At 72.5% G+C, this 21,986-nt stretch carries 17 protein-coding genes; 10 read left to right on the forward strand and 7 right to left on the reverse strand.

What is annotated here, in order from left to right; genetic code table 11:
- Positions 1–5: 5 nt before the first annotated feature.
- Positions 6–680 (forward strand): glycosyltransferase, encoded by a 675-nt coding sequence (locus H9I49_RS05790; protein WP_188029316.1) that lies wholly within the window; start codon positions 6–8, stop codon positions 678–680.
- Here H9I49_RS05790 and H9I49_RS05795 read toward each other — a convergent pair.
- Both H9I49_RS05795 and H9I49_RS05800 read right to left on the reverse strand, forming a co-directional pair.
- Positions 592–1,269 (reverse strand): response regulator, encoded by a 678-nt coding sequence (locus H9I49_RS05795; RefSeq protein WP_370587445.1) that lies wholly within the window; start codon positions 1,267–1,269, stop codon positions 592–594. The genes H9I49_RS05790 and H9I49_RS05795 overlap by 89 nt on opposite strands.
- Positions 1,262–3,427: a sensor histidine kinase gene (locus tag H9I49_RS05800; RefSeq protein ID WP_188029317.1), complete on the reverse strand. Its 2,166-nt coding sequence runs from the start codon at positions 3,425–3,427 to the stop codon at positions 1,262–1,264. The genes H9I49_RS05795 and H9I49_RS05800 overlap by 8 nt, the downstream gene beginning before the upstream one ends.
- 202 nt (positions 3,428–3,629) lie before the next feature.
- Between H9I49_RS05800 and H9I49_RS05805 the strand changes: the two genes are divergently transcribed.
- The 4 genes from H9I49_RS05805 to H9I49_RS05820 all read left to right on the forward strand — a co-directional run bounded on the left by H9I49_RS05805 (position 3,630) and on the right by H9I49_RS05820 (position 7,613).
- Positions 3,630–4,097: a DUF6220 domain-containing protein gene (locus H9I49_RS05805; protein ID WP_188029318.1), complete on the forward strand. Its 468-nt coding sequence runs from the start codon at positions 3,630–3,632 to the stop codon at positions 4,095–4,097.
- A gap of 3 nt (positions 4,098–4,100) precedes the next feature.
- Positions 4,101–5,585: a multicopper oxidase family protein gene (locus H9I49_RS05810; protein ID WP_370587446.1), complete on the forward strand. Its 1,485-nt coding sequence runs from the start codon at positions 4,101–4,103 to the stop codon at positions 5,583–5,585.
- An 11-nt stretch (positions 5,586–5,596) separates the two neighbouring features.
- The gene (locus tag H9I49_RS05815) at positions 5,597–6,253 is read left to right on the forward strand and encodes a hypothetical protein (protein WP_188029319.1); all 657 of its coding nucleotides are present in this window, start codon (positions 5,597–5,599) and stop codon (positions 6,251–6,253) included.
- 61 nt (positions 6,254–6,314) lie between these two features.
- A complete protein-coding gene (locus H9I49_RS05820) occupies positions 6,315–7,613 on the forward strand; it encodes an adenylate/guanylate cyclase domain-containing protein (protein ID WP_188029320.1) in 1,299 nt (432 codons plus the stop codon).
- Between the two features lie 17 nt (positions 7,614–7,630).
- Here H9I49_RS05820 and H9I49_RS05825 read toward each other — a convergent pair whose 3' ends face one another.
- Positions 7,631–9,649: an NADPH-dependent 2,4-dienoyl-CoA reductase gene (locus tag H9I49_RS05825; RefSeq protein WP_188029321.1), complete on the reverse strand. Its 2,019-nt coding sequence runs from the start codon at positions 9,647–9,649 to the stop codon at positions 7,631–7,633.
- Positions 9,650–9,715: 66 nt separating this feature from the next.
- On the opposite strand from H9I49_RS05825, the gene H9I49_RS05830 reads away from it, so the two are divergent.
- On the forward strand, positions 9,716–11,161 hold the full coding sequence (locus H9I49_RS05830) for a flavin-containing monooxygenase (protein ID WP_370587447.1): 1,446 nt from the start codon (positions 9,716–9,718) through the stop codon (positions 11,159–11,161).
- 30 nt (positions 11,162–11,191) lie between these two features.
- On the opposite strand, the gene H9I49_RS05835 is transcribed toward H9I49_RS05830, so the two are convergent.
- Positions 11,192–13,519: a CHAT domain-containing protein gene (locus H9I49_RS05835; protein ID WP_188029323.1), complete on the reverse strand. Its 2,328-nt coding sequence runs from the start codon at positions 13,517–13,519 to the stop codon at positions 11,192–11,194.
- Between the two features lie 89 nt (positions 13,520–13,608).
- On the reverse strand, positions 13,609–14,895 hold the full coding sequence (locus H9I49_RS05840; protein WP_188029324.1) for a DUF4921 family protein: 1,287 nt from the start codon (positions 14,893–14,895) through the stop codon (positions 13,609–13,611).
- A gap of 73 nt (positions 14,896–14,968) precedes the next feature.
- Here H9I49_RS05840 and H9I49_RS05845 point away from each other — a divergent pair, with 73 nt between their 5' ends.
- Positions 14,969–15,943 carry an NADPH:quinone oxidoreductase family protein gene (locus H9I49_RS05845; protein ID WP_188029325.1) on the forward strand — a complete coding sequence of 325 codons (975 nt, stop codon included), beginning with the start codon at positions 14,969–14,971 and terminating at the stop codon, positions 15,941–15,943.
- A 10-nt stretch (positions 15,944–15,953) separates the two neighbouring features.
- On the forward strand, positions 15,954–16,766 hold the full coding sequence (locus tag H9I49_RS05850) for an SDR family NAD(P)-dependent oxidoreductase (RefSeq protein ID WP_188029326.1): 813 nt from the start codon (positions 15,954–15,956) through the stop codon (positions 16,764–16,766).
- 69 nt (positions 16,767–16,835) lie between these two features.
- Here the strand turns inward: H9I49_RS05850 and H9I49_RS05855 are convergent, their stop codons facing one another.
- Both H9I49_RS05855 and H9I49_RS05860 read right to left on the reverse strand, forming a co-directional pair.
- A complete protein-coding gene (locus H9I49_RS05855) occupies positions 16,836–17,312 on the reverse strand; it encodes a hypothetical protein (RefSeq protein ID WP_188029327.1) in 477 nt (158 codons plus the stop codon).
- Positions 17,309–17,782, reverse strand: a complete 474-nt coding sequence (locus tag H9I49_RS05860) for a thioesterase family protein (protein ID WP_188029328.1) — start codon at positions 17,780–17,782, stop codon at positions 17,309–17,311. Before H9I49_RS05860 ends, H9I49_RS05855 begins: the two co-directional genes overlap by 4 nt.
- Before the next feature lie 82 nt (positions 17,783–17,864).
- Between H9I49_RS05860 and H9I49_RS05865 the strand changes: the two genes are divergently transcribed.
- Both H9I49_RS05865 and H9I49_RS05870 read left to right on the forward strand, forming a co-directional pair.
- The gene (locus tag H9I49_RS05865; protein WP_188029329.1) at positions 17,865–21,296 is read left to right on the forward strand and encodes a DEAD/DEAH box helicase; all 3,432 of its coding nucleotides are present in this window, start codon (positions 17,865–17,867) and stop codon (positions 21,294–21,296) included.
- Positions 21,297–21,388: 92 nt separating this feature from the next.
- Positions 21,389–21,937 (forward strand): hypothetical protein, encoded by a 549-nt coding sequence (locus H9I49_RS05870; protein ID WP_188029330.1) that lies wholly within the window; start codon positions 21,389–21,391, stop codon positions 21,935–21,937.
- Positions 21,938–21,986 lie beyond the last annotated feature (49 nt).

Genomic DNA, 21,986 nt, shown 5'->3' on the forward strand with positions numbered 1-21,986 from the left:
GGCTGATGGGCTACTGGTTCCGCGAGCCGCCGCCGGTGGGGAGCGACGGTCTGTCCGGGCCGGTGGCCGAGTTCCTCGCCGACGGCCCGGCACCCGTCTACGTGGGCTTCGGATCCATGCCGACGCCCGACCCGACCGGTGTCGTCCGCGGTGTCGTCGACGTCCTCTCCTCGCTCGAGCTGCGCGGTGTCGTCAGCGAGGGCCTGTCGGGTCTGACCCTCGACGGGCTCCCGGTGGAGCCTGCGGGGCGCGTGCTCGCCGTCGGGTCCACGCCGCACGACCTGCTCTTCCCCCGGTGCTCGGTCATCGTCCATCACGGCGGTGCGGGCACGACGGCGGCCGCCGTGCGGGCCGGGGTGCCGCAGGTCGTGGTGCCGCACGCCGCCGACCAGCCGTACTGGGGGCGTCGGATGGCCGATCTCGGGGTGGCGCCACCGCCGATCGCCCGCAAGGACCTCACGCCGGCGCGCCTCCGGGTCGCGCTCGAGGTCGCGCTGTCCGTGGAAGCCCGCCGGGCGGCATACGCCCTCGGTGAGCAGGTGCGAGCCGAGGACGGTGCCGGTGACGCGGCACGCCTCGTCGACGCGTACCTCAGTCGAGCGCGGCCGAGTTCTCCAGGAACGCGAGCACGGCCGCCACCCGCCGGTGGACGCCCGCCTCGGGCAGCGCGAGCTTGGTGAAGATCGCGTTGACGTGCTTCTCGACGGTCGAGGCCGACAGGTAGAGCGCCCGCTCGATGCCGGCGTTGGTGCGCCCGACCGCCATCTCCCGCAGCACGTCGATCTCGCGCGGCGACAGCGCCGTGAGGGGGCTCGACGCCCCACGACTGCGCCGGCGGACGAGGGCGTCGACGATCTGCGGGTCGACCACCGAGCCGCCCGCGCGGACCTCGCGCAGCGCGTGGACGAGGTCCTCGAGGTCGCCGATGCGGTCCTTGAGCAGATAGCCGAGGCCGGCCGAGCCCGACTCGAAGAGGGCGAGCGCGTAGCTCTCCTCGGAGTGCTGCGACAGCACGACGACGCCGGTGGACGGGTGCGCGGCGCGGATCGCCTGGGCGGCCTCGATGCCCTCCATCCGGTGCGTCGGCGGCATCCGGATGTCGGTGAGCACGGCGTCCGGAGAGAGGCGGCGCACCGCGTCGAGCAGCTCCGTCGCGGTGCCGACGCAGGCGAGCACGGTGACCTCGCCGGAGTCCTCGAGCAGGCGGCGTAGGCCCTCTCGCACGAGGTAGTTGTCCTCGGCGATGACGGTGCGCAGCGGGTCAGGCACGGGCCGGCTCGGTCGGGGCCGCGACGGTCGGCGGCAGGTCGATCCCGGGGACGGCGTCAGCGGCAGGGGTGGCGGCAGAGGCGGTGGCCGTGTCGGTGCCCGCCTGCGGTGCCGGGTCGGAGACCTGCGGCTGGGCCAGAGGCAGCTCGAGAAGGAGGCGCGTGCCGGTGCCGGGACTGCTCTCGACCTGGAACCGGCCGTCGATGGCTGCGACGCGGTCGCGGATGTTGGCGAGACCCGTCTGCTCGGCCGCGGCCGGCACCCCGAGCTGCGGGTCGAAGCCGAAGCCGTCGTCGACCACGTCGACCCGCAGCCCGGTCGGGGTCAGGGCGAGCGTGATGCGGGCGCTCGTGGCACCGGCGTGCTTGGCGATGTTCGCGAGGGCCTCCCGGATCGTGTAGAACGCGACGGTCTCCACGTCGGCGCCGAAGCGCCGGGCCCTCACCGCGTCGTCCGCCTCGATGGTGAGAGCCACGGGGAACCGGGCCGTGCGCGACTCGACCGCGGCCACGAGCCCGTTGTCGCTCAGCACCTGCGGGTGGATGCCGTGGGCGAGCTCGCGCAGGTCGGCGAGGATCTCGCGGGCCTGGTCCTGCAGGTCGGTCAGCTCGTCACTGCGCAGGTCGGAGCGGTCGAGCCGGTTGCGGGCGAGCCGCAACCCGGCCATGAGCGCCACGACGCTCTGCTGGATGCCGTCGTGCAGGTCGCGCTCGATCCGGCGGCGTTCGGCGTCCTGGGCGGTGATGAGGCGGGTGCGCGAGGCCGTCAGCTCGTCGAGCTGGTCGGCGAGCTCAGCGGTGAGGCGGACGTTCGCGACGGCCGTCGTCGCCTGCCGGGCCACGGTCTCGAGCAACGTGAGCTCCGCGAGCGTGTAGGCGCCGTGCCGGGCCGGACCCACGTCGATCCGTCCGAGGACGACGTCGCCGCGCACCAGGTCCAGGCCGGTGGCCGGCTCGCCCGTGACCTCGCCCGCGACCCCGCGCGGCGCATCGACCGAGCGCCCGTCGGGAGCGGCGATCCTGATGCGGACCCACGCGGCCCCCAGGCCGTCTCGCACGGCCTGGGCCAGCCGGGTCAGCACCTCGTCGACGTCGACCGCCTGCTCCAGACGCGAGCCGAGCTCGCCGAGCAGGGTCAGGTGCGCGTCGCGGTTGCCGAAGACGAGCCGGGTGATGGCCCGCCCCAGCCAGGCCCGGACGGGCAGGAGCGCGACGGCGACGGCCGCGGTGATGATGACGGCCGGGGCGACTGGCAGTGTCGTGGCCAGCAGCAGCCCGGGCGCCGCCACGGCCCACGCGTAGAGGATCGTGATGAGCGTCGACGAGGAGCGGACGACGACCTTGCCGCGGTCGGACACGCCGACGTCGTACGCGCCGTAGCGCAGGATGCCGTGGATGCCGGCCACCGGGAGCGCGGTGGTGGTGACGGCGACGAGGACTGACAACAGGGTCTCGAAAGGTGTTCCTGCGAACCGCGTGAGGGCGATTCCCTCCCACACCATGTAGGCGGCGAGAGTGCAGGTGACCGCCGCACCCATGACGTGCAGCTGCGCTCGCCGGGCCGAGGAACCGAAGAACCACCGTGAGTAGAACACGAGCACGGCGAGCCCCGGGACGACCCACCACGGCCTGATCACGGCGTCCACGACCGGCTTGAGGACGCTGAGGGCCGGCACGGCATACGGGTTGGCGATCGACTGGCCGTCGAGGCCCATGTACTCGGGCAGGACGACCTGGGGATCGGTCAGCAGCGTGGCCGGCCCGATGAGTGCGCCCAGCCAGACGAACCGCACGGCCACGCGCTGCCACCGTCGCTCGAGAACGCCGTCCGGGAAGGTCGCGAACATGAGCAGGAAACCGATGGCCGCGAGGGCGTCGGCCGTCAGCCCCACCTGGTTGAGCAGCGCGAAGGTGTTGGATCCCACAACGTCGGGGTGCGTCCGGACGTACGTCTCGTACGCGGAGCCGACGGCCGAGCCCGTCCCACCGAGGGCGACGTAGACAGCGACTCGCGACGAGGTCGCCGTGAGGAGCCACATCCCGAAGGCATACAGGGGCAGCACGCCGAAGAGCGGCCACCCGAGGCCTTCGCCGGCGGTGTCTCCGGGCGACAGGACGCCGCGCACGACGAAGACGTAGACGATCGAGATCGTGCCCACGGCACCGCACGTCAGCAACCACACCCGCCTACTGGTCACACCTCATGATCGGCCCTGCTGCCGCGCCGCGTCACCGGGTTGGCCACACGTGTGACTGGGGGACAACCCCCACCCCGTGTGCGGGCTGCCTCGTGGTCGTGACACCTGCCGCGCGCGGATCGTGGTGAGTCATCTCATCCGGCATCCGCGAAAGGACCCTCCGATGCGCAAGACCTACACCTGGCTCGCCTGGACCATCGCCGGCTGCGTGTTCGTCCAGGCGGCCTCCATCGCGTTCGGCTTCGGGGGAATGGCCGGCTACGTGCAGGGCGGCGGCGTCGTCGACAAGGCTCTCGTCGAGAGCGGGACCGCGTCCAACTTCACGGGCGAGCTCGGCTTCCCGACGCACGAGATCGTCGGCGGGATGGTCGTCCCGCTCGTCGCTCTCGTCCTCCTTGCCATCTCCTTCTTCGTCAAGGTGCCCGGCGCCAGGAAGTGGGCGGCCATCCTGTTCGGCCTGGTCTTCCTCCAGATCATGGCGGGCTACTCGATCAGGGACGTGCCCTACGTCGGCGCGCTCCACGGGGCGAACGCCCTCGCGGTACTGCTCACTGCTGTCCACGCGGCACGGCTGGTGCGCCGGGGCGACCGGGCCACGAACGAGTCCCCGACCGCCCGCGTCACGGTCTGACCCGTGTCCCGGTCTGACCCGCGCCGGCACGACCTGGCCCGCCGCGTCGCCGCCGCGACAGGTCTGGCCGGGGCACTCGGGCTCGCTGCCTTCGGCTGGGCGTCGAGCCGGCTCGGTGAGTACTCCGTCATGGACATGGGCGAGCACGCGGCGCACGGCGCGGCCGCGCCCGGAGGCGGGGTGGGTGCGGGCGCGGTCAGCGTGACGTCGCTGACCGCGGACCCGGCGCGTCCGGCCGACGTACGCGTGGAGCTCGTGGCTCGACGTGGCACCGTCGCCGTCCCTGGCGGCCGGGTCACGGACGGCTACACGGTCAACGGCACGTCGCCCGGGCCGGAGATCCGGGCCCGGCAGGGCCAGCTCGTCGAGGTCACGTTCGTCAACGAGTCCGTGACCGAGGGCGCGACCCTCCACTGGCACGGCGTCGACGTGCCCAACGCCGCCGACGGCGTCGCGGGCATCACCCAGGATGCCGTGCCTGCCGGTGGTCGCCACGTCTACCGGTTCGTCGCCGAGGACGCCGGGACGTACTGGTACCACTCGCACCAGCTGTCGCACGAGCAGGTCGAGAAGGGGCTCCTCGGCCCGCTCGTCGTCGACCCGGCGCGCGGGCGCGAGCCCGGCGTCACCGACCTCGTCGCGCTCCTCCACGTCTACGCCGGCCAGCACACCCTGAACGGGCGTGCCGAGGACCAGCGGGTGACCGCGGCCCCGGGCTCACGCACCCGAATCCGGGTCGTCAACACCGACCAGGGCACGGCGGCCGTCTGGTCGTCGGTGCCGTATCGCGTCGTCGCGACCGACGGGCGCGACGTCGTCGGGCCGACCGACGTCACCGGGCGCACCGTCCTCGTGCCGGCCGGTGGGCGCCTCGACGTCGAGGTCACCACACCTGCGGACGGGAGGGCAGCGCGGGTCCACGTGGGAGGCGCACGCAGCGTCGTCGTCGGTCCGGCGGGCGCTGTGCCGCCGGCGCCGGTGGGTCAGCCGCGCGACCAGCTCGACCTGCTCGCGTACGGCTCCCCGGGCCCCCTCGGCCTCGACCCGTCGCGGCCCGACCGCCGCTTCGAGTACGTCATCGGCCGGCGGCCCGGGCTCGTCGACGGCCGACCGGGGATGTACTGGACGGTCAACGGGCGGATGTTCCCCGATGTTCCGATGTTCCACGTGCGTGAGGGAGAGGTCGTCCGGATGCGCGTCGTCAACCAGTCCGACGAGGTCCACCCGATGCACCTGCACGGCCACCACGTCGTCGTCCTGTCACGCGACTCAACTGCCGCGCAAGGGAGCCCGTGGTGGGTGGACTCCCTCGACGTCCGCCCGGGTGAGGCCTACGAGATCGCCTTCGTCGCCGACAACCCCGGCATCTGGAGCGACCACTGCCACACCCTGTCGCACGCCGTCGAGGGGCTCGTCGCCCACGTCGTGTACGACGGCGTCACCACGCCGTTCACCATCAACGGGCTGGCGGGCAACCAGCCCGAATGACAGGAGTTCCCATGTCACGCAATGTGATCCACAGACGACGTATGCCGTCCGCGACCCACGGTGCCGCGGCCTCGCCCACGAGCCGTGATGCTGCGGGAGAGATCCGTCTCGCGGCGCTGGCGCTGGGCGGCACAGCACTGCTCGCGCTCGTGTGCCTCGTCCTCCTCTACGTCGTCCACGGACCCTTCGGGACGGTCAACGACCTCGCCAACGCAGGGATCGGCTGGCTGGCGCTCGTACTGGCGGCGCTGGTGCGGGGGGCCGACCACGAAGGCCGGCAGGCCGACGGCGCGGTGCTGGCCGCCGCGGCCGGGGCGGTCGGCCTGACGTGGGGAAGCTATCTCGTCATCACCGAGACCACCGGCTTCTACCTGGCAGGACTGGTCTCGACGCTGGGTCTGGCGAGCCTCGGCGGGTGGATGCTGCTCGCCCACCGGGCATCCGGGGCTGTCGGGCTGCTCGGCACCGGCCCGGAGCGGCTCGGCCGAGTCGTCGGTTGGCTCCTGGCCGGCGGAGTGCTCGCACTGCCGGGCGTCCTGGCGGGCGTGGACGACATCGCGGACGCGCAGTGGCACTCGTACCTCGCGCAGGCCAGCGCGTGGCTCGGGGCGTACGTGCTCCTTCCCGTCTGGAGTCTTCGGGTGGCACGACACCTCCGGCGGGCGTGAGCCCGCGGGCAACCAACCCGATTGAGGCGGTTGTCCCGTGACCCCGCCGTAGCATCGCGACATGGGCGCATCCGACGTGCTCACCCTTCCTCGGACCGGTCTCAGAGGGGCTGTCGTCCGCATCGTCGAGCGTCTGGCCGAGATCGGGGCCCGGCCCGGACGTTCCCAGGACGAGGGTCTGCGCCAGGGGATGCTGATCTTCGCGTCCGTGCTCATCGCGCTGATCTCGTTCATCTGGGTCGGCACGTACCTCGCCTACGGCCATCCCCTGTCTGCCGCCATGCCGGGCACGTACCAGGTGACGACCGTCGTGGGGCTGGTCGTCCTCTCGCGCACCCGGCGCTTCGCGGTGTTCCGCACGACGCAGCTCGTGGCGTTCCTCGTCCTGCCTTCGCTGCTCCAGGCGTCGCTCGGCGGCTTCATCGCCTCGAGCGGGATGGTGCTGTGGGCGATCTTCGTGCCGCTCGCTGCGCTCGCGCTGCTCGGCGTGCGGCGCTCGGTGGGGTGGCTCGTGGCGTTCTTCGCTGCACTCGTGACGCTCGCCCTGCTCGACCCACGGCTGTCCGAGCACCCGGCGGCGCTGCCGACCGGGTTCGTCATCACGTTCTTCGTGCTCAACGTCATGGGTGTGACGGTCAGCGCCTACGCCATGCTCGGCTACTTCGTGGAGCAGCGCGAGCGGGCGCGCATCGCCCTCGAGGCCGAGCAGGAGCGCTCCGAGCGCCTGCTGCTCAACGTCCTGCCCGGGCCCATCGCCCAACGGCTCAAGCGGGAGGCGGGTGTCATCGCCGAGCACTACGACGCCGTGACGGTCCTCTTCGCGGACCTGGTCGGTTTCACCGAGCGGACGCAGGTCATGCCGGCTGACCAGCTCGTCGCGCTGCTCGACCGCATCTTCACCGCCTTCGACCGGCAGGCCGATGCGGAAGGCGTCGAGAAGATCAAGACGATCGGCGACGCGTACATGGTCGCCGGGGGCCTGCCGGAGCGGCGACCCGACCATCTGGAGGCGGTCGCGCGGGTGGCGCTCGCCATGCGCCGGGAGATCGAGGCCATCGCCCGGGAGCCGGGCTGTGAGTGGCTGGCCGTGCGCATCGGCATCGACACCGGACCCGCCGTCGCGGGCGTCATCGGTCGGCGAAAGTTCATCTACGACCTCTGGGGCGACACGGTGAACACCGCCAGCCGGATGGAGTCCCATGGCCTACCGGGCGAGATCCAGCTGACCGAGCGCGTCGCGGCCGCGCTCGGGCCCGGGTTCGCCGTCCGACCTCGCGGAACGATCCTCGTCAAGAGCAAGGGCCCGATGGCCACCTTCCTGCTCGACGCGGCCGCGGCCCCAGGCGGCGCCACGGGCTGAACATCGAGTCGCGCGCGTCAGATGCGCGCGGCCAGCTCGGTGCCCTGACGGATCGCGCGCTTGGCGTCGAGCTCGGCTGCGACGTCTGCGCCGCCGATCACGTGCACCGGGACGCCGAGCGCCTCGAGCGCCGGCGTGAGCGTGTTGACGGACTCCTGCCCGGTGCAGAGGACGATGGTGTCGACGGCGATGACCTGGGGGTCCGTGCGCTCCTCGCCGTGGGTGATGTGGAGCCCCTCGTCGTCGATGCGCTCGTAGTTGACGCCCACGTGGTGGTGGACTCCCTTGGCTTTCAAGGCTGCTCGATGCACCCACCCGGTGGTCTTCCCGAGGCCCTTGCCGATCGATGTCGGCTTCCGCTGGAGGAGGTGGACCTCGCGGGGCGACGGCGTGGGCGTCGGTTCGGCGAGTCCGCCACGTGCGCCGTCAGGAGCGCCGACTCCCCACTCGGCCATCCACTCGTCGACGGTGAGCGGTGACTCGGTGTGCGTGAGGAACTCGGACACGTCCACACCGATGCCGCCCGCGCCCATCACGGCCACGCGCGGACCGACGGGAGCCCCGTCCCGGACGGCGGCGGCATACGTGATGACCGACGGGTGGTCGACACCGGGGAGGTCGGGCACGCGGGGCTCGACGCCGGTGGCGACGACGACCTCGTCGAAGTCGATGAGGTCGTCGACCTCGGCGCGGCGCCCGAGGTGCACCTTGACCCCGGTGAGCTCGAGCTGTCGACGGAAGTAGCGGATCGTCTCGGCGAACTCCTCCTTGCCCGGGATGCGCATCGCGATGGCGAACTGGCCTCCGATGTCGTCGGATGCCTCGAAGAGCTCGACCCGGTGACCGCGCTGGGTCAGGGCGACGGCGGTGGCGAGTCCGGCCGGTCCGGCGCCGACCACCGCCACGTGCTTGGTGCGGCGGCTCGGCGCGAGCACGAGGGTGGTCTCGCGGACGGCCCGCGGGTTGACCAGGCAGGTCGCCGTCTTCTTCGCAAAGGTGTGGTCGAGGCAGGCCTGGTTGCAGGCGATGCACGTGTTGATCTCGTCGGCACGGTCTCCTTCTGCCTTGGCCACCCAGTCGGGGTCGGCGAGGAACGGGCGGGCCATCGAGACGAGGTCGGCGGTGCCGTCGGCGACGACCCGCTCGGCGAGGTCGGGCATCGAGATGCGGTTGCTCGTGACGACGGGCACCGCCACCTCTGGGCGCAGCTTGGCGGTGACGCGGGTGAAGGCCCCGCGGGGCACGGACGTGACGATCGTGGGCACGCGGGCCTCGTGCCAGCCGATGCCGGTGTTGATGATCGTGGCGCCCGCCGCCTCGACCTCCTTTGCGAGAGAGACGATCTCATCCCATGACTGGCCGTCCGGCACGAGATCGAGCATCGAGAGGCGGTAGACGATGACGAAGTCCGGGCCCGCGGCATCGCGGACGGCGCGGACGACCTCGACGGGCAGGCGGCGGCGGTTCTCGGGGGAGCCGCCCCACTCGTCGGTGCGGTGGTTCGTGCGTGGCGCGAGGAACTGGTTGATGAGGTACCCCTCGGAGCCCATGATCTCGACGCCGTCGTAGCCGGCCTCGCGGGCGAGCCGCGCGCACCGCGCGTACGCCGCGATGGTGCTGCGGACGCCGCGCGCGGAGAGGGCGCGGGCCGCGAAACGGGAGATCGGGGACTTCGTCGCGGACGCCGACACGGCGAGCGGGTGGTAGGCGTAGCGGCCCGCGTGCAGGATCTGAAGGGCGATCTTCCCGCCTTCGCGGTGCACGGCACTCGTGACGACCCGGTGGCGGCGGGCCTGCCGGCTCGTGACGAGGACGGAGCCTCCGGGGTAGAGCGAGCCGGTCAGGGTGGGGGCGAAGCCGCCCGTCACGATGAGCCCCACACCGCCGCGGGCGCGTTCGGCGTAGTAGGCGGCCAGGCGGTCGAAGTCCTTGGCCCGGTCCTCGAGCCCGGTGTGCATCGAACCCATGACGACGCGGTTGCGCAGCGTGGTGAAGCCGAGGTCGAGCGGCTGGAGCAGGTGGGGGTATGCCGTCACGACGTCGAGGGTAGCGGCTTGGTTACCGTCGGGTAGCGTCGGCGCGGCATGAGTCACAATGTCGGGGTGAGCGAGATCGAGCACCTGGACGTCCTCGTCGTCGGCGCGGGACTGTCCGGCATCGGCGCCGCCTACCGGTTGCAGACGATGCTGCCCGGCCGGTCCTGGGCGGTTCTCGAGGCGCGGGACTCGGTCGGCGGCACGTGGGACCTCTTCCGATACCCGGGCGTGCGGTCCGACTCCGACATGATGACCCTCGGCTTCCCGTTCGAGCCGTGGACCCACCCCGACGCCATCGCCGACGGGTCGACGATCCTCGAGTACCTGCGGTCGACGGCGCACAAGCACGGCCTGGCTGAGCGGATCCGCTTGGGGCACAAGGTGGTTGAGGCCTCATGGTCCACGGCCGATGCCCGATGGACGGTCACGGTGGAGCACGCCGGTGCGCGGCGGCAGCTCACGTGCGGCTTCCTCTACCTGTGCAGCGGTTACTACGACTACGACCGGCCGCACGACCCTGAGCTGCCGGGGATCTCGGCGTTCGAGGGGGAGGTCGTGCACCCGCAGTTCTGGCCCGACGACCTCGCCGTCGAGGGCCGCCGGGTCGTCGTCATCGGCTCCGGCGCCACCGCCATGACGCTCGTGCCCGCGCTCGCCGAGCTCGGCGCCGAGGTGACGATGCTGCAGCGCACCCCGACCTGGGTCACGGCCCTGCCGCGCCGCGACCGGGTGCGCGACCTGGTCCAGCGGGTCCTGCCGACCCGGGCGAGCGGAGTCGTGTCGCGCTACAAGAACGTCCTCATGACGATGGCCTTCTACGAGCTGAGCCGACGGCGGCCCGCCGTAGCGAAGGCGTTGCTGTCCAAGGGCGCTGCTCGCTCGTTGGGGTCCACCGACCTCGTCGAGGACCACTTCACGCCGACGTACGACCCGTGGGACCAGCGACTGTGCGTCGTGCCCGACGGCGACCTCTTCGAGGCGGTGCGCAACGGCCGGGCCGACGTCGTCACGGACACCATCGAGGAGCTCACGCCACACGGCCTACGGCTGCAGTCCGGCGTGGAGCTACCGGCCGACGTCGTCGTGACGGCGACGGGGCTGCGGATCAAGATCGCCGGCGGCATCGCGATCACCGTTGACGGGCAGACGCGGCCGACCGGTGCGCTCACCGTCTACCGCGGGACGATGTTCGCCGACGTGCCGAACCTCGCCGCGTGTGTCGGCTACGTCAACGCGTCGTGGACGCTGCGGGCCGATCTGGCGAGCCGGTACGTCTGCCGGCTGCTCGCGCACATGGAAGCGCACGGCTGGCGCATCGCGGTGCCGCGTGCCCCGTCCGGGATGGCTGGCAGGCCCCTGCTGCCCCTCGGGTCGGGCTACGTGCGGCGTGCCGCGGCCGAGCTGCCGCGGCAGGGCGACGGGGCGCCCTGGCTGATGCGGCAGAACTACCTGCTCGACCGCCGCGACATGCTGCGCGGCGACGTCACCGAGGAAATGGCCTTCTCCCGCTGAGCGACCCGGTGTCGATGTCGGGGCCCGAGGTCAACGCCTGCGTCTGACCCGTGCCGAGACGGCGAGCCCGGCCAGCACGACCGCCACCCCGACGAGGGTCAGGCCGATGATGTCGAAGACCGAGCCGCGGGTGCCCGGGACGATGCCAGGGCCCCAGCCGATGGCGATGAACCCGGCCGCCAACAGTGCGCTGACGAGGCTGGCAGCGCCGAGCCGGCCCGGCGTCGCAGTCCGACGCCCAGACGTGGGCGGCGGCGCTGCGTCCGTCGGCATAGTGCCCGGCGGCGGCGCTGCTTCGACTGGCTGCGGGCGTGGCAACTGAGGCGCGGGCGGCACGGGAGGCATGGATCCCGTCACGTCCGTCGCGACCGGCGGCGGCACGGGTGGGGCGGCTGCGAGGCTCGAGGGGAGCAGGGCGAAGCGCAACGTCTCCAGGGCCGGTGGTGGCAGGCCCTCGGCGCGCGGGAACGGTTGCTCCCAGTAGAGCGGCAGCACGAAACCGTCGCGGCCGGTCGCCACCGCGTGCTCCCACTGCTGCCTGCACGCGGACGAGACCATCGAGTGCCGCGACCAGAAGAGCTGGAAGACGTCGGCGTCGGCGATGAGGGGCAGGAGCCAGCCTTTGGGGGCGTCGCCGCGCTCAGCCTGGAGGACGCGGTCGAGGTAGTCGTCCCCGAGCGCCTCCGCCACCGCGGCCACGCCCTCGACGACCGCAGCGTCCTCGGGTGCGAAGCACGGGAAGATGCGCCGGTAGCGCACCATCGCGGCAGCACGGGTCGGCTCGGCATCGGCTGGCCCAGACCACGTGTCGGCCACGACCTCGAGCGTGAGCGCTGTCTCGGCGATGACGAGAGGGCCGCAGAACACGCGCAGCCAGCCCTCGACCGTGGTTCCGAGGGCCGCGGACCTGGCGCGCAGCAGGAACCTCACCTCGGCGACCTCTCCCGACCAGCGCAGCGGTGCCGTGGGCGGGTCGCAGTCGACGTGGTCGGGCAGGTCGGGCACGACGACGAGCTCAGCACCCCGGGGCAGGCCCAGGCTCGAGGGCTGGGAGCTGGTCGTGACGGGCTCGGACCCGAAGAACCCGGCGACCCGCTGGCGCACCTGTGTTGGTTGGTCGATCGTGCTTCCGTCGGCCGCGATGAAGACCATGCCGTGGTGGGCCAGCACGAGCATCGTCTCCCACCGCTCGGCGCGCAGACCTGGAGGACGGGCCACGGTGAACTCGACGTCCTCGTCGAGGCGGGGGAGCGGACCCGGATGCAGTCCCGCGGCCACGGACGACGACAGGTGGAGGGCGACGACGGGCCACTCGCCCGCGACCTCCGAGTCCGCGGCGGCCATCGTGGCGCGCGCTCGGGAGACCGCGTGCTCCACGGGTTCGGCGGCCGCGAGGCTCTCGTAGAACCCGCGAGCGAAGGTGATGGCACCGTCGTCGGTGATGGTGGTGCGCATCGCCACGACGGCGGGGATGCCGGCCCGGACCAGTGTGGTGCCCGCCCCGGCGAACGGGTCCGTGGGGTCTGCGGGGGAGCCGTGGCACGAGTTGAGGACGACGAGACGGAGCGTGCCCGCCGAGGCCAGGACGTCGGCAAGCTCGTCGACCGTCCGCAGGGACAGCTGCCCCTGCGAGTCGGTCAGGGCGAGCGCGGTCCGACCGTTGCGGTCGAGGGTGCCGTGTCCGATGTAGTGGAAGACGTGCGTCTCGGCGGCCTCCAGCGCGGCGCGAATGCCGTCGAGCGAGGCGTCTTCGAGGACGTCGATGGTCACCGCGCCGCCGGGGGCGAGGGGCGCCAAACGTTCGGCGATGGACTCCCGCTCGCGCTCGGCGTCCAACGGGGCGGTGCCGACCGGCGACGAGACGGCGACGAGGACGCGTACGCGTTCGTCCGTGCCCGATGCCGGCTCACGCGTGGCCGTCTCGGTACGGCGCACGACCGGCGTCCTGGGGTCCAGCCCGAGGAAGGTGTGTGTCTCGGGATCGTGGAGCAGCTCCCATGGGAGGGCGTCGGCACCTCCCTCGAAGCGCAGCATGAGCCGGAGCCCGGCCCCGGCCTCTGCTGCACGCGACGCGCTCTCGCGGAAGCGCACGAGCACGGAGTCGGGCATCAGGGCCGCGAAGATCGCCGCGCCCGCCCGGGCGTCGTCGACGGCCACGCGCGTTGCCGGGTCGGCCGCGGGGGAGAGCCTGCGGTCCTGCGGCCCACGCCGGCCCGGACTCCACTGGGCGGCGATCGCGGGCCAGTGGGACGCCACCGATCCCGTCTCTCCCGCGGGCGAGCGCAGCACGCGCACGTCGAGGGCGTCGCCGCGCCTCGTGAGGACGACGTCGAAGTCGAGATAGGTCCGTGCAGCCATGGGCAGTCCCTCCTGACTGTCTCAAGAGTGGCACGGGCATCCCACGGAGAGCGTCGAATCGGCCGCCGCGCACATCGGCGGGTCGTACGTCAGTCGACGGTGATGCGGCCCGACACGACCCCACGGTCGGCGAGCCCGCGCAGCCGGGTGACGGTCCGCTCACGCACCGTCCACGGGTCCATCGTCGTGACGTAGATCCTCGTGGCGCCCTCGAACCCACCCAACGTCGACACGCGCCACTTGACGACCGCCCGCAGCGGCACCGGCAGGTCGAGCGGCGGTGGGCAGTGGTGCCACTCCTCGTTGGTCGGCACGTCGGATCCTGTCGCTGCGTGACAGGCGTGGAGCAGGTCTGAGAAGTCGCGCACCTCGTCGTCGTCGAGCTCCCAGGGTCGCCGTGACGTGGCGCTCGTGTGCACCTCCACCGACGGGTATCGGTGCCCGACGCCGGCGAAGGCGACCGCCGTCGGCGTCCGTGCGATGACCAGGCCCTGCGCGTCGGCGTACTCCCGTCCCCACCGCGCGAAGAAGTCAGGTTGGGACCGGACCCGCTCCACCTCACGTTCGAGCTCGGCGCCGGGCTCGTCGATCGCGACGAGCTGCTTGTGCAGGTGGTCGAACGACGCCCCGGCCGAACGCATCCAGTTCTGGAAGACCGACACGTACCGCGCGTAGGGGTTGTCGCGGTAGAGGTCACGCACCGCAGCAATCGTGAATCGCGTGTACTGCCAATGCTCCTCGGGTGTCAGCGTGCCGGAGAATGCGTGCTGCGAGTCGTTCGTCGCCCCGTCGGCGTAGTGGCGTCGGGCGGCGACGACCTGGTGGTTGCCGGCGAAGAGCGCCACCGCCTCGCGCTCGAGGTCGCCCTCGGTCAGGGGCCCCGCATCGGCTCCCGACGTGCCGCCTGCCCGCATGCGGATGCGGGCGAGCGCGGCGACGTGCTCACGCCCGGCGGGGGTCGAGAGGTATGCCGTCCGGTGCGCCCGCGACTCGGGTGTCGGCTCGTAGCCGTGGGTGAGGTGCCAGTAGTCGTAGCTGAGGATCTCGAAGAGGTTCGTGAAGAGCCGGAACTGCGGGACCGAGTCGTCGAGCTGGTCGGCGAGCAGGCCGCGCACCTCCTGCCACGAGGGGCCGTCGCGCACGACCCGCGCGATCTCAGGCGTCGTCTCGACCATGCGGCCGACGCAGAAGGCGCAGTGCCGGTCGCGTTCGGAGGGGTCGAGGGGCTGTGGCGCCGGCCGGTCGAGGCCGAGGGGCCGGGCGCCGCGGCCCGGAAGCGTCCACACCTTCGTCCCGGTGAAAGGGTTGACCTGCTTGATCGTCCCGTCGGGCAGTCGCGTCAGCGGCGGGGCGGGGTCGGTCCCGGGCGGCGTCACCCTCGCTAGCCTAGGTGGGTTAGCGTCGGGACGTGGCCCACGACGACACGACCCACTCCCCCCGAGGAGCCTGATGCGCGCCGCACGAGTCACCGCCCTCGACGGGCCAGAGGCAGTCAGCGTCGACGACCTGCCCGAGCCGAGCCTCGAGCCCGGCCACGTCCTCGTCGACGTCCACGAGGCGGGTGTCAGCTTTCCCGACGTCCTCATGAGCAAGGGGCTCTACCAGATGCGCCCCGACCTGCCGTTCGTCCCGGGTGCCGAATGCGCCGGCGTCGTCCGCGAAGCCGGGCCCGACAGCGCCTTCAGCCCCGGTGACCGCGTCGCGGCCTTCCCGGTGCTCGGCGCCTTCGCTGAGACCGTCTCGGTGCCCGAGCCGATGCTCTTCCCCCTGCCGGACGCCGTGTCGTTCGAGGCGGGCGCGGCCCTCCCGATGAACTACCTCACCGTCCACTTCGCCCTGACTCGTCGCGGCCAGCTCGACCGCGGCGAGGTCGTCCTCGTCCACGGTGCGGCGGGCGGTATCGGCACGGCCGCGATCCAGCTGGCGCGGGCCATGGACGCGCGCGTCATCGCCGTCGTCTCGTCCGACGACAAGGCCGAGACGGCGCGCGAGGCCGGTGCCCACCACGTCGTCCTCGCCGACGAGTTCCTCGCCCGGGCAAAGGAGCTCACGGGTGGTCGTGGCGTCGACGTCGTCGTCGACCCTGTCGGTGGGGACCGCTTCACCGACAGTCTGCGCAGCCTCGCGCCCGAGGGCAGGCTCCTCGTCATCGGTTTCACCGCCGGGCAGATCCCCGAGGTCAAGGTCAACCGCCTCCTGCTGGGCAACATCAGCGTCGTCGGCGTCGGCTGGGGCGCGTTCTGGATGCCCGACCCCAGCTACCTGCGGGCGCAGTGGCAGGCCCTTCGCCCACTCCTCGAGAGCGGCGCCCTGAGGCCCCCGGTCGGCTCGCGCCACCCGCTGGACGACGTCGTCGCCGCCCTCACCGAGATCGACGAGCGTCGCGCCCGGGGCAAGGTCACGCTCACCGTCCGCCAGTCGTAGGTTGGGCCGTATGCCGTCCCGCACCCGACACGCGCCCACGTCCCCCCGCCGCGTCCTCGTCACCGGCGCCGCGTCCGGTCTCGGTCTCGCGCTCGTGCGCGCGTTCGTCGGGCGCGGCGACCACGTGCTCGCGACGGACGTGCTGGACGAGCGGCCCGACCTCGTGCCCCCGGCAGCCGCGTACCTGCCCCTCGACGTACGCAGCGACGACGCATGGGCGGCGGCCCTGGCCCACGTGCGGGAGACCTGGGGTGGGCTCGACCTGCTCGTCAACAACGCCGGCGTCGCCGCGGGCGGCCGCATCGACGTCGCGACGATGGACGAGTGGCACTGGATCGTCGACATCAACCTGCTCGGTGTCGTTCGTGGCTGCCGTACCTTCACGCCGCTGCTCAAGGAGCAGGGCCGCGGACACATCGTCAACACCGCCTCGCTGGCCGGGCTCGTCCACGCGCCCGGCATGGCCGCGTACAACACGGTCAAGGCCGGGGTCGTCGCCCTCAGCGAGACCCTGTCGCACGAGCTGGCACCGCACGGCATCGACGTCTCAGTCGTGTGCCCGTCCTTCTTCCGGACCAACCTCGGCGCGTCGTTCCAGGGCGCCGACACCGAGATGGAGGACGCCGGCAAGAAGATGGTGAGCGGGTCGAGGCGCACCGCCGACGAGGTCGCGGCCGTCGTCGTGCGCGGCATCGACGCCCGCCGCGATGTGATCCTCACCGACCGCGACGGGCACATCGTCTGGCGCGCAAAGCGGTTCGCACGTCCTGCCTACACGGCAGTGATGAAGCGCGCCGCCAGCCGAGTCGCCCACGGCCGCTGACCCCTGCCCCCAGACCGTAAGGGCGCAGCGCCAACTCAGCGCGGGGCGAGACTGGCGGGCCCTGAGGCACTAGCCGCGAGGAGGTCTCCGCACGTCCACGTCGGCCGGGGAACCCGCCCCCAGCACGCCCCCGAGGCTCGCCCGCAGCAGCCCTGCCGCCGCGACCGGCTCGTGCCCGGCGAACGTCCGGCTGAACTCCGGCTCCCGGCTGTCGCGCTCCCACCCGAGGTCGGCGAGCGCCGACTGCTGCGCCGTCGTCAGGTCGGTCAGCCCCTCGAACTCGGTGTCGCCGATGCACTCGAGCGCGAGCAGCCCCTCCAGGCGCTGCACCTGGAGAAAGACGTCGGGCACGGGCGCCGCGTGCGAGGGTCGGGCACGCCCACGGCGCCATCCTCGGGGAGCCCGCTCTGCGGCATACGTGCTCGAGGCCCGGGACGGCACGTGCACGGAGAAGGTCAGCCAGTCCTGCTCGGTGAGTGCGGCGAGGTCGGCGGCGATGCGGGCCGTCCACGCCTCCCAGGTCTCGTCGAGCGGGCCGGCGGTCACGCCGGGACCTCCACCACCGCCGTCTGCATGAGGCGGCGCAGCTGGTCCGGGATCGGCGTGGGGCGCCGGGTCGCCGCCTCGATCTCGACGTGCACCCAGTGGCCGAGGGCCTTGATCGCCGGGTCGGGTGCCGCGGCCCGTTCCGGGTCGACGAAGAGCCCGAGCTGGTAGGTGACGCTGCTGCGCCCGAGGCGCACCACGCGCAGCCCCACCACGAGTGGAGCCGGGAAGGCGACCTCCGCATAGAACGCGCACGACGACTCGGCGACGACGCCCTGCGTCGTGTCGGTCATCGGGTCGATCGTCACGTGCTCGGCCTGCCAGCCGTTGATCGCGGAGTCGAACAGCTCGTAGTAGACGGCGTTGTTGAGGTGGCCGTACATGTCGTTGTCGGACCACCGCGTGCTCACCGGTCGGTGGATCGGGAAGGCCGCGAGCGTCAGGGTGCGCGGGTCGGGCGTGCTGGGCATGTCGCCATCCTGCCCGAGTGCCGGTGGGTGGGGCCTGTGGAGGACGGGGGACGGTGTCGGCGACCGAACGTAGAGTGCTGAGGTGGCGTGGAGCGTGGGTCGGGCGACGTGGGTCGGTGACGTCACCGACCCCGACATCGCGCAGCAGGTCGGCTCGCGCACCTTCGACCGGGGCCAGGCGTATGCGGCCGAACGCCGGGTCCGTTCCCTCGCGACCCGACCCGACGGGATGATGCTGCTCGGCACCATCGAGGGCAGCGGCAGCGAGACCTACCAGACGTTCATCGAGGCGCGCCCGCACCCGAAGGGCCGCTCGCACCTGTGGAGCGGTCGGTGCAGCTGCCCCGTCGGCAGCGACTGCAAGCACGTCGTCGCCCTGATGCTCACGGCTCGTGACGTGGCCCGCGGCAAGGTCGTGGGGCCGGCGGTAGGCGACTCGGCAGGCGGCTCGGCAGGGGAGTCGGGGGAGCCCGCCATGGCCGTGGACCTCCAGGCCCCGGCTGCCACGAGCGTCCTGTGGTCCGAGGTGTTCGGCCACATCCGGTCGCGCGCACCAGAGCCCACGCAGGTGCCACAGCGTCCCGAGCCGCGCGGCGATCTCATGCCGGCCGGGCTCTTCGTCGACACCGTCTACCGCGACCAGCGCGGCCGTCGTGGAGTGCCCGAGCTCAGCTACGGGCTGAGGCCCACGCGATGGACGCGCGCCGGTATGTGGCACCGCACGCTCTCGTGGCACGACGCCCTGCCGCAGTGGAGGGCCGGCATCCGGTTCCTGCCCGAGCACGAGCGGATCATGGGCCGCCTCCACGACGTCGCCCGGCACGGCTCGGGTGGCACGACGTACTTCTCCGCGACACCGCCCCTCTCGCTCGACGCGAGCCCCGAGGTGTGGCCCCTGCTGCGCGAGGCGCGCGCGGCCGGCATCGAGGTGCTGCCCGGCGAGGGCGTCACCGGCCCCGTCCACATCGCCGACGACGCGGCGGCTCTCGTGCTCCACGTGCGTCGCGCCGCCGACGGCTCCGGCGACCTCGACCTCGCCGTCGTCATCGACGGGATGCCGCCGGAGGCGCTCGGAGAGCTCCTCTTCCTCGGCGATCCCGTGCACGCGGTGGCGGTCGAGGGCGACGACGGGTCGCTCACGTTCGCCCCCCTCGAGCAGGACCTCGACCTCGGGCCTGACGGGCTCGTCACGGCGCTCGCCGGGCTACGTGTACCCGTCGACGAACGCGCCCGCTTCCTGCGGTCCGTCGTGCCGGGCCTGCGCCAGCGCGTCCGGGTCCGCTCCGAGGTGCCGCTGCCCGCCCCCGAGGCGCAGGCGGACGTCGAGCCCGAGCAGGTGACCGTGCACGTCCGGGTCGTCAGCGACGTGCCCGGCGAGGTGCGCCTCGACCTCGGCCACGCCTACGACGGCACGCCGCGGCCCTTCACCACGGCGCGGTTCGGCACCGTCGGCGGGCGCGACCGTGACGCCGAGGCGGCGGCCGTGCGCGCCGCCCAATCACTGCGCGAGGTGCCCGGTGCGCTGCGCTCCGACCTCGGCGGCCAGCCCTACCTCGTCCCCCGGGTCGTGCTCACGGGCCTGCGGGCGGCCCGGTTCGTCGGCGCCACCCTCCCCGCCCTCGAGTCCGACGAGCACGTCACGCTCGAGGTCGACGGCGACCTGCCCGCCTACGAGGAGGTCACCTCGGCACCGGTCGTGCGGCTCGGCACGGGCGAGCGGCGCGAGGACACCGAGCCCGGCGACTGGTTCGACCTGCGGGTCACCGTCGAGGTCGACGGCGAGGAGGTGCCGTTCGAGCCGCTCTTCGCCGCCATCGCCCGCGGCGACGACATCATGCTCCTCGACTCGGGGTCGTTCTTCCGGCTCGACCGACCCGAGCTGCTCCGGCTGCGCGACCTCATCGCCGAGGCGCGCGACATCGCCGACCCCGAGACCGGAGGTCTGCGCCTCAGCGCCCACCACGCCGACCTCTGGGACGAGCTCGTCGCGCTCGGGGTCGTCGACGAGCAGAGCGCCCGCTGGGCCGCCAACGTCGAGGCGCTGGGTTCGCTCGAGTCGGGACCGCTCGCCGACCCGCCGCCCGCCCTCCGCGCCACCCTGCGGCCCTACCAGCTCGAGGGCTACCGCTGGCTCGCCCGCCTCTGGGACGCCGGCATCGGCGGCATCCTCGCCGACGACATGGGCCTGGGCAAGACGCTCCAGGTGATCGCGACCCTGGCCCGTGCGCACGACCGGGGAGAGCTCGGCAGCCGTGGTCCGGAGGCTCGTGGCCCGGTGCTCGTCGTCGCTCCGACGAGCGTCGTCGGCACGTGGCTCGGCGAGCTCGAGACGTTCGCCCCGCACCTCGAGGTCAGGTCCGTCACCGCGACCGAACGCAAACGCGGAATCCCCTTGTCCGACGTGGTCGCCGACGCCGAGGTCGTCATCACCTCGTATGCCGTCCTGCGCCTCGACGACGCCGCGTTCCAAGCCGTCCGGTGGGGTGGCGTCGTGCTCGACGAGGCGCAGTTCGTCAAGAACCGTCAGGCCAAGACCCACGTCGCGGCCCGCCGGCTCGGAGCGCCCTTCACCATCGCCGTGACCGGCACGCCGCTCGAGAACTCCCTCATGGACCTCTGGTCGCTGCTCTCGCTCACCGCGCCGGGCCTCTACCCGCGGCCCGACGTCTTCACGAAGAACTATCGCAGGCCCATCGAGTCGGGCGAGCGGCCCGAGCTGCTCGACCTGCTCCGCCGCCGCATCCGGCCGATCATGCTCCGCCGCACCAAGGAGCAGGTCGCGATCGACCTGCCGCCCAAGCAGATTCAGGTCGTCGGGCTCGATCCCCACCCCGTCCACCGGCACATCTACGACCAGCACCTGCAGCGCGAGCGGCAGCGGGTGCTCGGCCTGCTCGACGACCCCGAGGCCAACCGCGTCGCGATCCTCGCGGCCCTGACGCGGCTGCGGCAGCTCGCCCTCGACCCCGTGCTCGTCGACGAGGTCCATGCCGGCAAGGCGACCGCGGCCAAGATCGAGTTCCTCGTCGACCAGCTGCGCGAGCTCGCCGCCGAGGGCCACCGCGCGCTCGTCTTCAGCCAGTTCACCGGCTTCCTGCGCATCGTCGAGGCCGCGCTGACGCGCGCGGGCATCGACACGGCCTACCTCGACGGGTCGACGACCGACCGGCAGTCCGTCGTGCGGGGATTCCGCGAGGGCGACGCGACGGCATTCCTCATCAGCCTCAAGGCCGGTGGCTTCGGCCTGACGCTCACGGAGGCCGACTACGTTTACGTCCTCGACCCCTGGTGGAACCCCGCCGCCGAGGCGCAGGCCATCGACCGGGCGCACCGCATCGGCCAGAACCGTCCGGTCACCGTCTACCGCCTCGTCTCCGCCGACACCATCGAGGAGAAGGTCGTGGCGCTCCAGGAGCGCAAGCGCGACCTCTTCCAGCGGGTCGTCGACGAGGGCGGGTCGCTCTCCGGCGCCATCACGGCCGACGACGTGCGCGACCTGCTCGGCCTCGCGTGAGGCTCAGGTGAGGGCTTAAGGAATGCTTCAGCGCCAGGGCGCACCGTGGTCCTTGTCAGCACGACCACTGCCCAAGCCGCCAGGAGCACCTCATGTCCTCATCGAAGACCCGGACCGCGCGCCGCCTGCTCGCCGTGCTGTCCCTCGCCGTGTCAACCGTCCTCTGCGTCGTGTCGCCCGCCAGCGCCGCCACCTACGCCAGTGGCGGCTACGTCGGGTCGTACGCGGCCCCGCAGATCGACTGCCGCCACAAGATCTGGGGCACCACCGGGGTTCTGCAGATGACAGCGCCGGCCCCCACCGTCTACGCACGCAACTACCGCGCCGGCGCCGGGAACGACGGCGCCTACGTCCGCTACGCCGTCTACTTCGTCGACGCCCGCACGGGCGCCGTGCTGAACCGCACGGGATGGAGCGGGTGGTCCTATGCGTACGACAACCGCCCTGCGGCCTTCAGCGGCGCGGCCATGTACAGCCCCGACTGGCGCGGCAGCTATGTAGTCGACTACCGCATTGAGTGGTGGGCTCCCGGTGGCGCGACGCCGCTCGGCTGGGTCGCCCACCGCGCCGACCGCTACTTCTACGTCGCCTACAACAACGTGGCCGGTGGCGTGTGGCAGACCTGCATGAAGATGTACTGATCCGCCGGAGGGAGCTGATCGGGTCCGCGTCAGGGGCGGGCCCGATCTG

Source organism: Terrabacter sp. MAHUQ-38 (assembly GCF_014518425.1).
Classification (GTDB): domain Bacteria; phylum Actinomycetota; class Actinomycetes; order Actinomycetales; family Dermatophilaceae; genus Terrabacter.

What these genes read in the sequence shown, in the direction of transcription:
- H9I49_RS05790 (WP_188029316.1), top strand. Translation starts at nt 6, where the DNA reads ATGGGCTACTGGTTCCGCGAGCCGCCGCCGGTGGGGAGCGACGGTCTG.
- H9I49_RS05805 (WP_188029318.1), top strand. Translation starts at nt 3,630, where the DNA reads ATGCGCAAGACCTACACCTGGCTCGCCTGGACCATCGCCGGCTGCGTG.
- H9I49_RS05815 (WP_188029319.1), top strand. Translation starts at nt 5,597, where the DNA reads ATGTCACGCAATGTGATCCACAGACGACGTATGCCGTCCGCGACCCAC.
- H9I49_RS05820 (WP_188029320.1), top strand. Translation starts at nt 6,315, where the DNA reads ATGGGCGCATCCGACGTGCTCACCCTTCCTCGGACCGGTCTCAGAGGG.
- H9I49_RS05835 (WP_188029323.1), bottom strand. Translation starts at nt 13,519, where the DNA reads ATGGCTGCACGGACCTATCTCGACTTCGACGTCGTCCTCACGAGGCGC.
- H9I49_RS05845 (WP_188029325.1), top strand. Translation starts at nt 14,969, where the DNA reads ATGCGCGCCGCACGAGTCACCGCCCTCGACGGGCCAGAGGCAGTCAGC.
- H9I49_RS05850 (WP_188029326.1), top strand. Translation starts at nt 15,954, where the DNA reads ATGCCGTCCCGCACCCGACACGCGCCCACGTCCCCCCGCCGCGTCCTC.
- H9I49_RS05860 (WP_188029328.1), bottom strand. Translation starts at nt 17,782, where the DNA reads ATGCCCAGCACGCCCGACCCGCGCACCCTGACGCTCGCGGCCTTCCCG.
- H9I49_RS05870 (WP_188029330.1), top strand. Translation starts at nt 21,389, where the DNA reads ATGTCCTCATCGAAGACCCGGACCGCGCGCCGCCTGCTCGCCGTGCTG.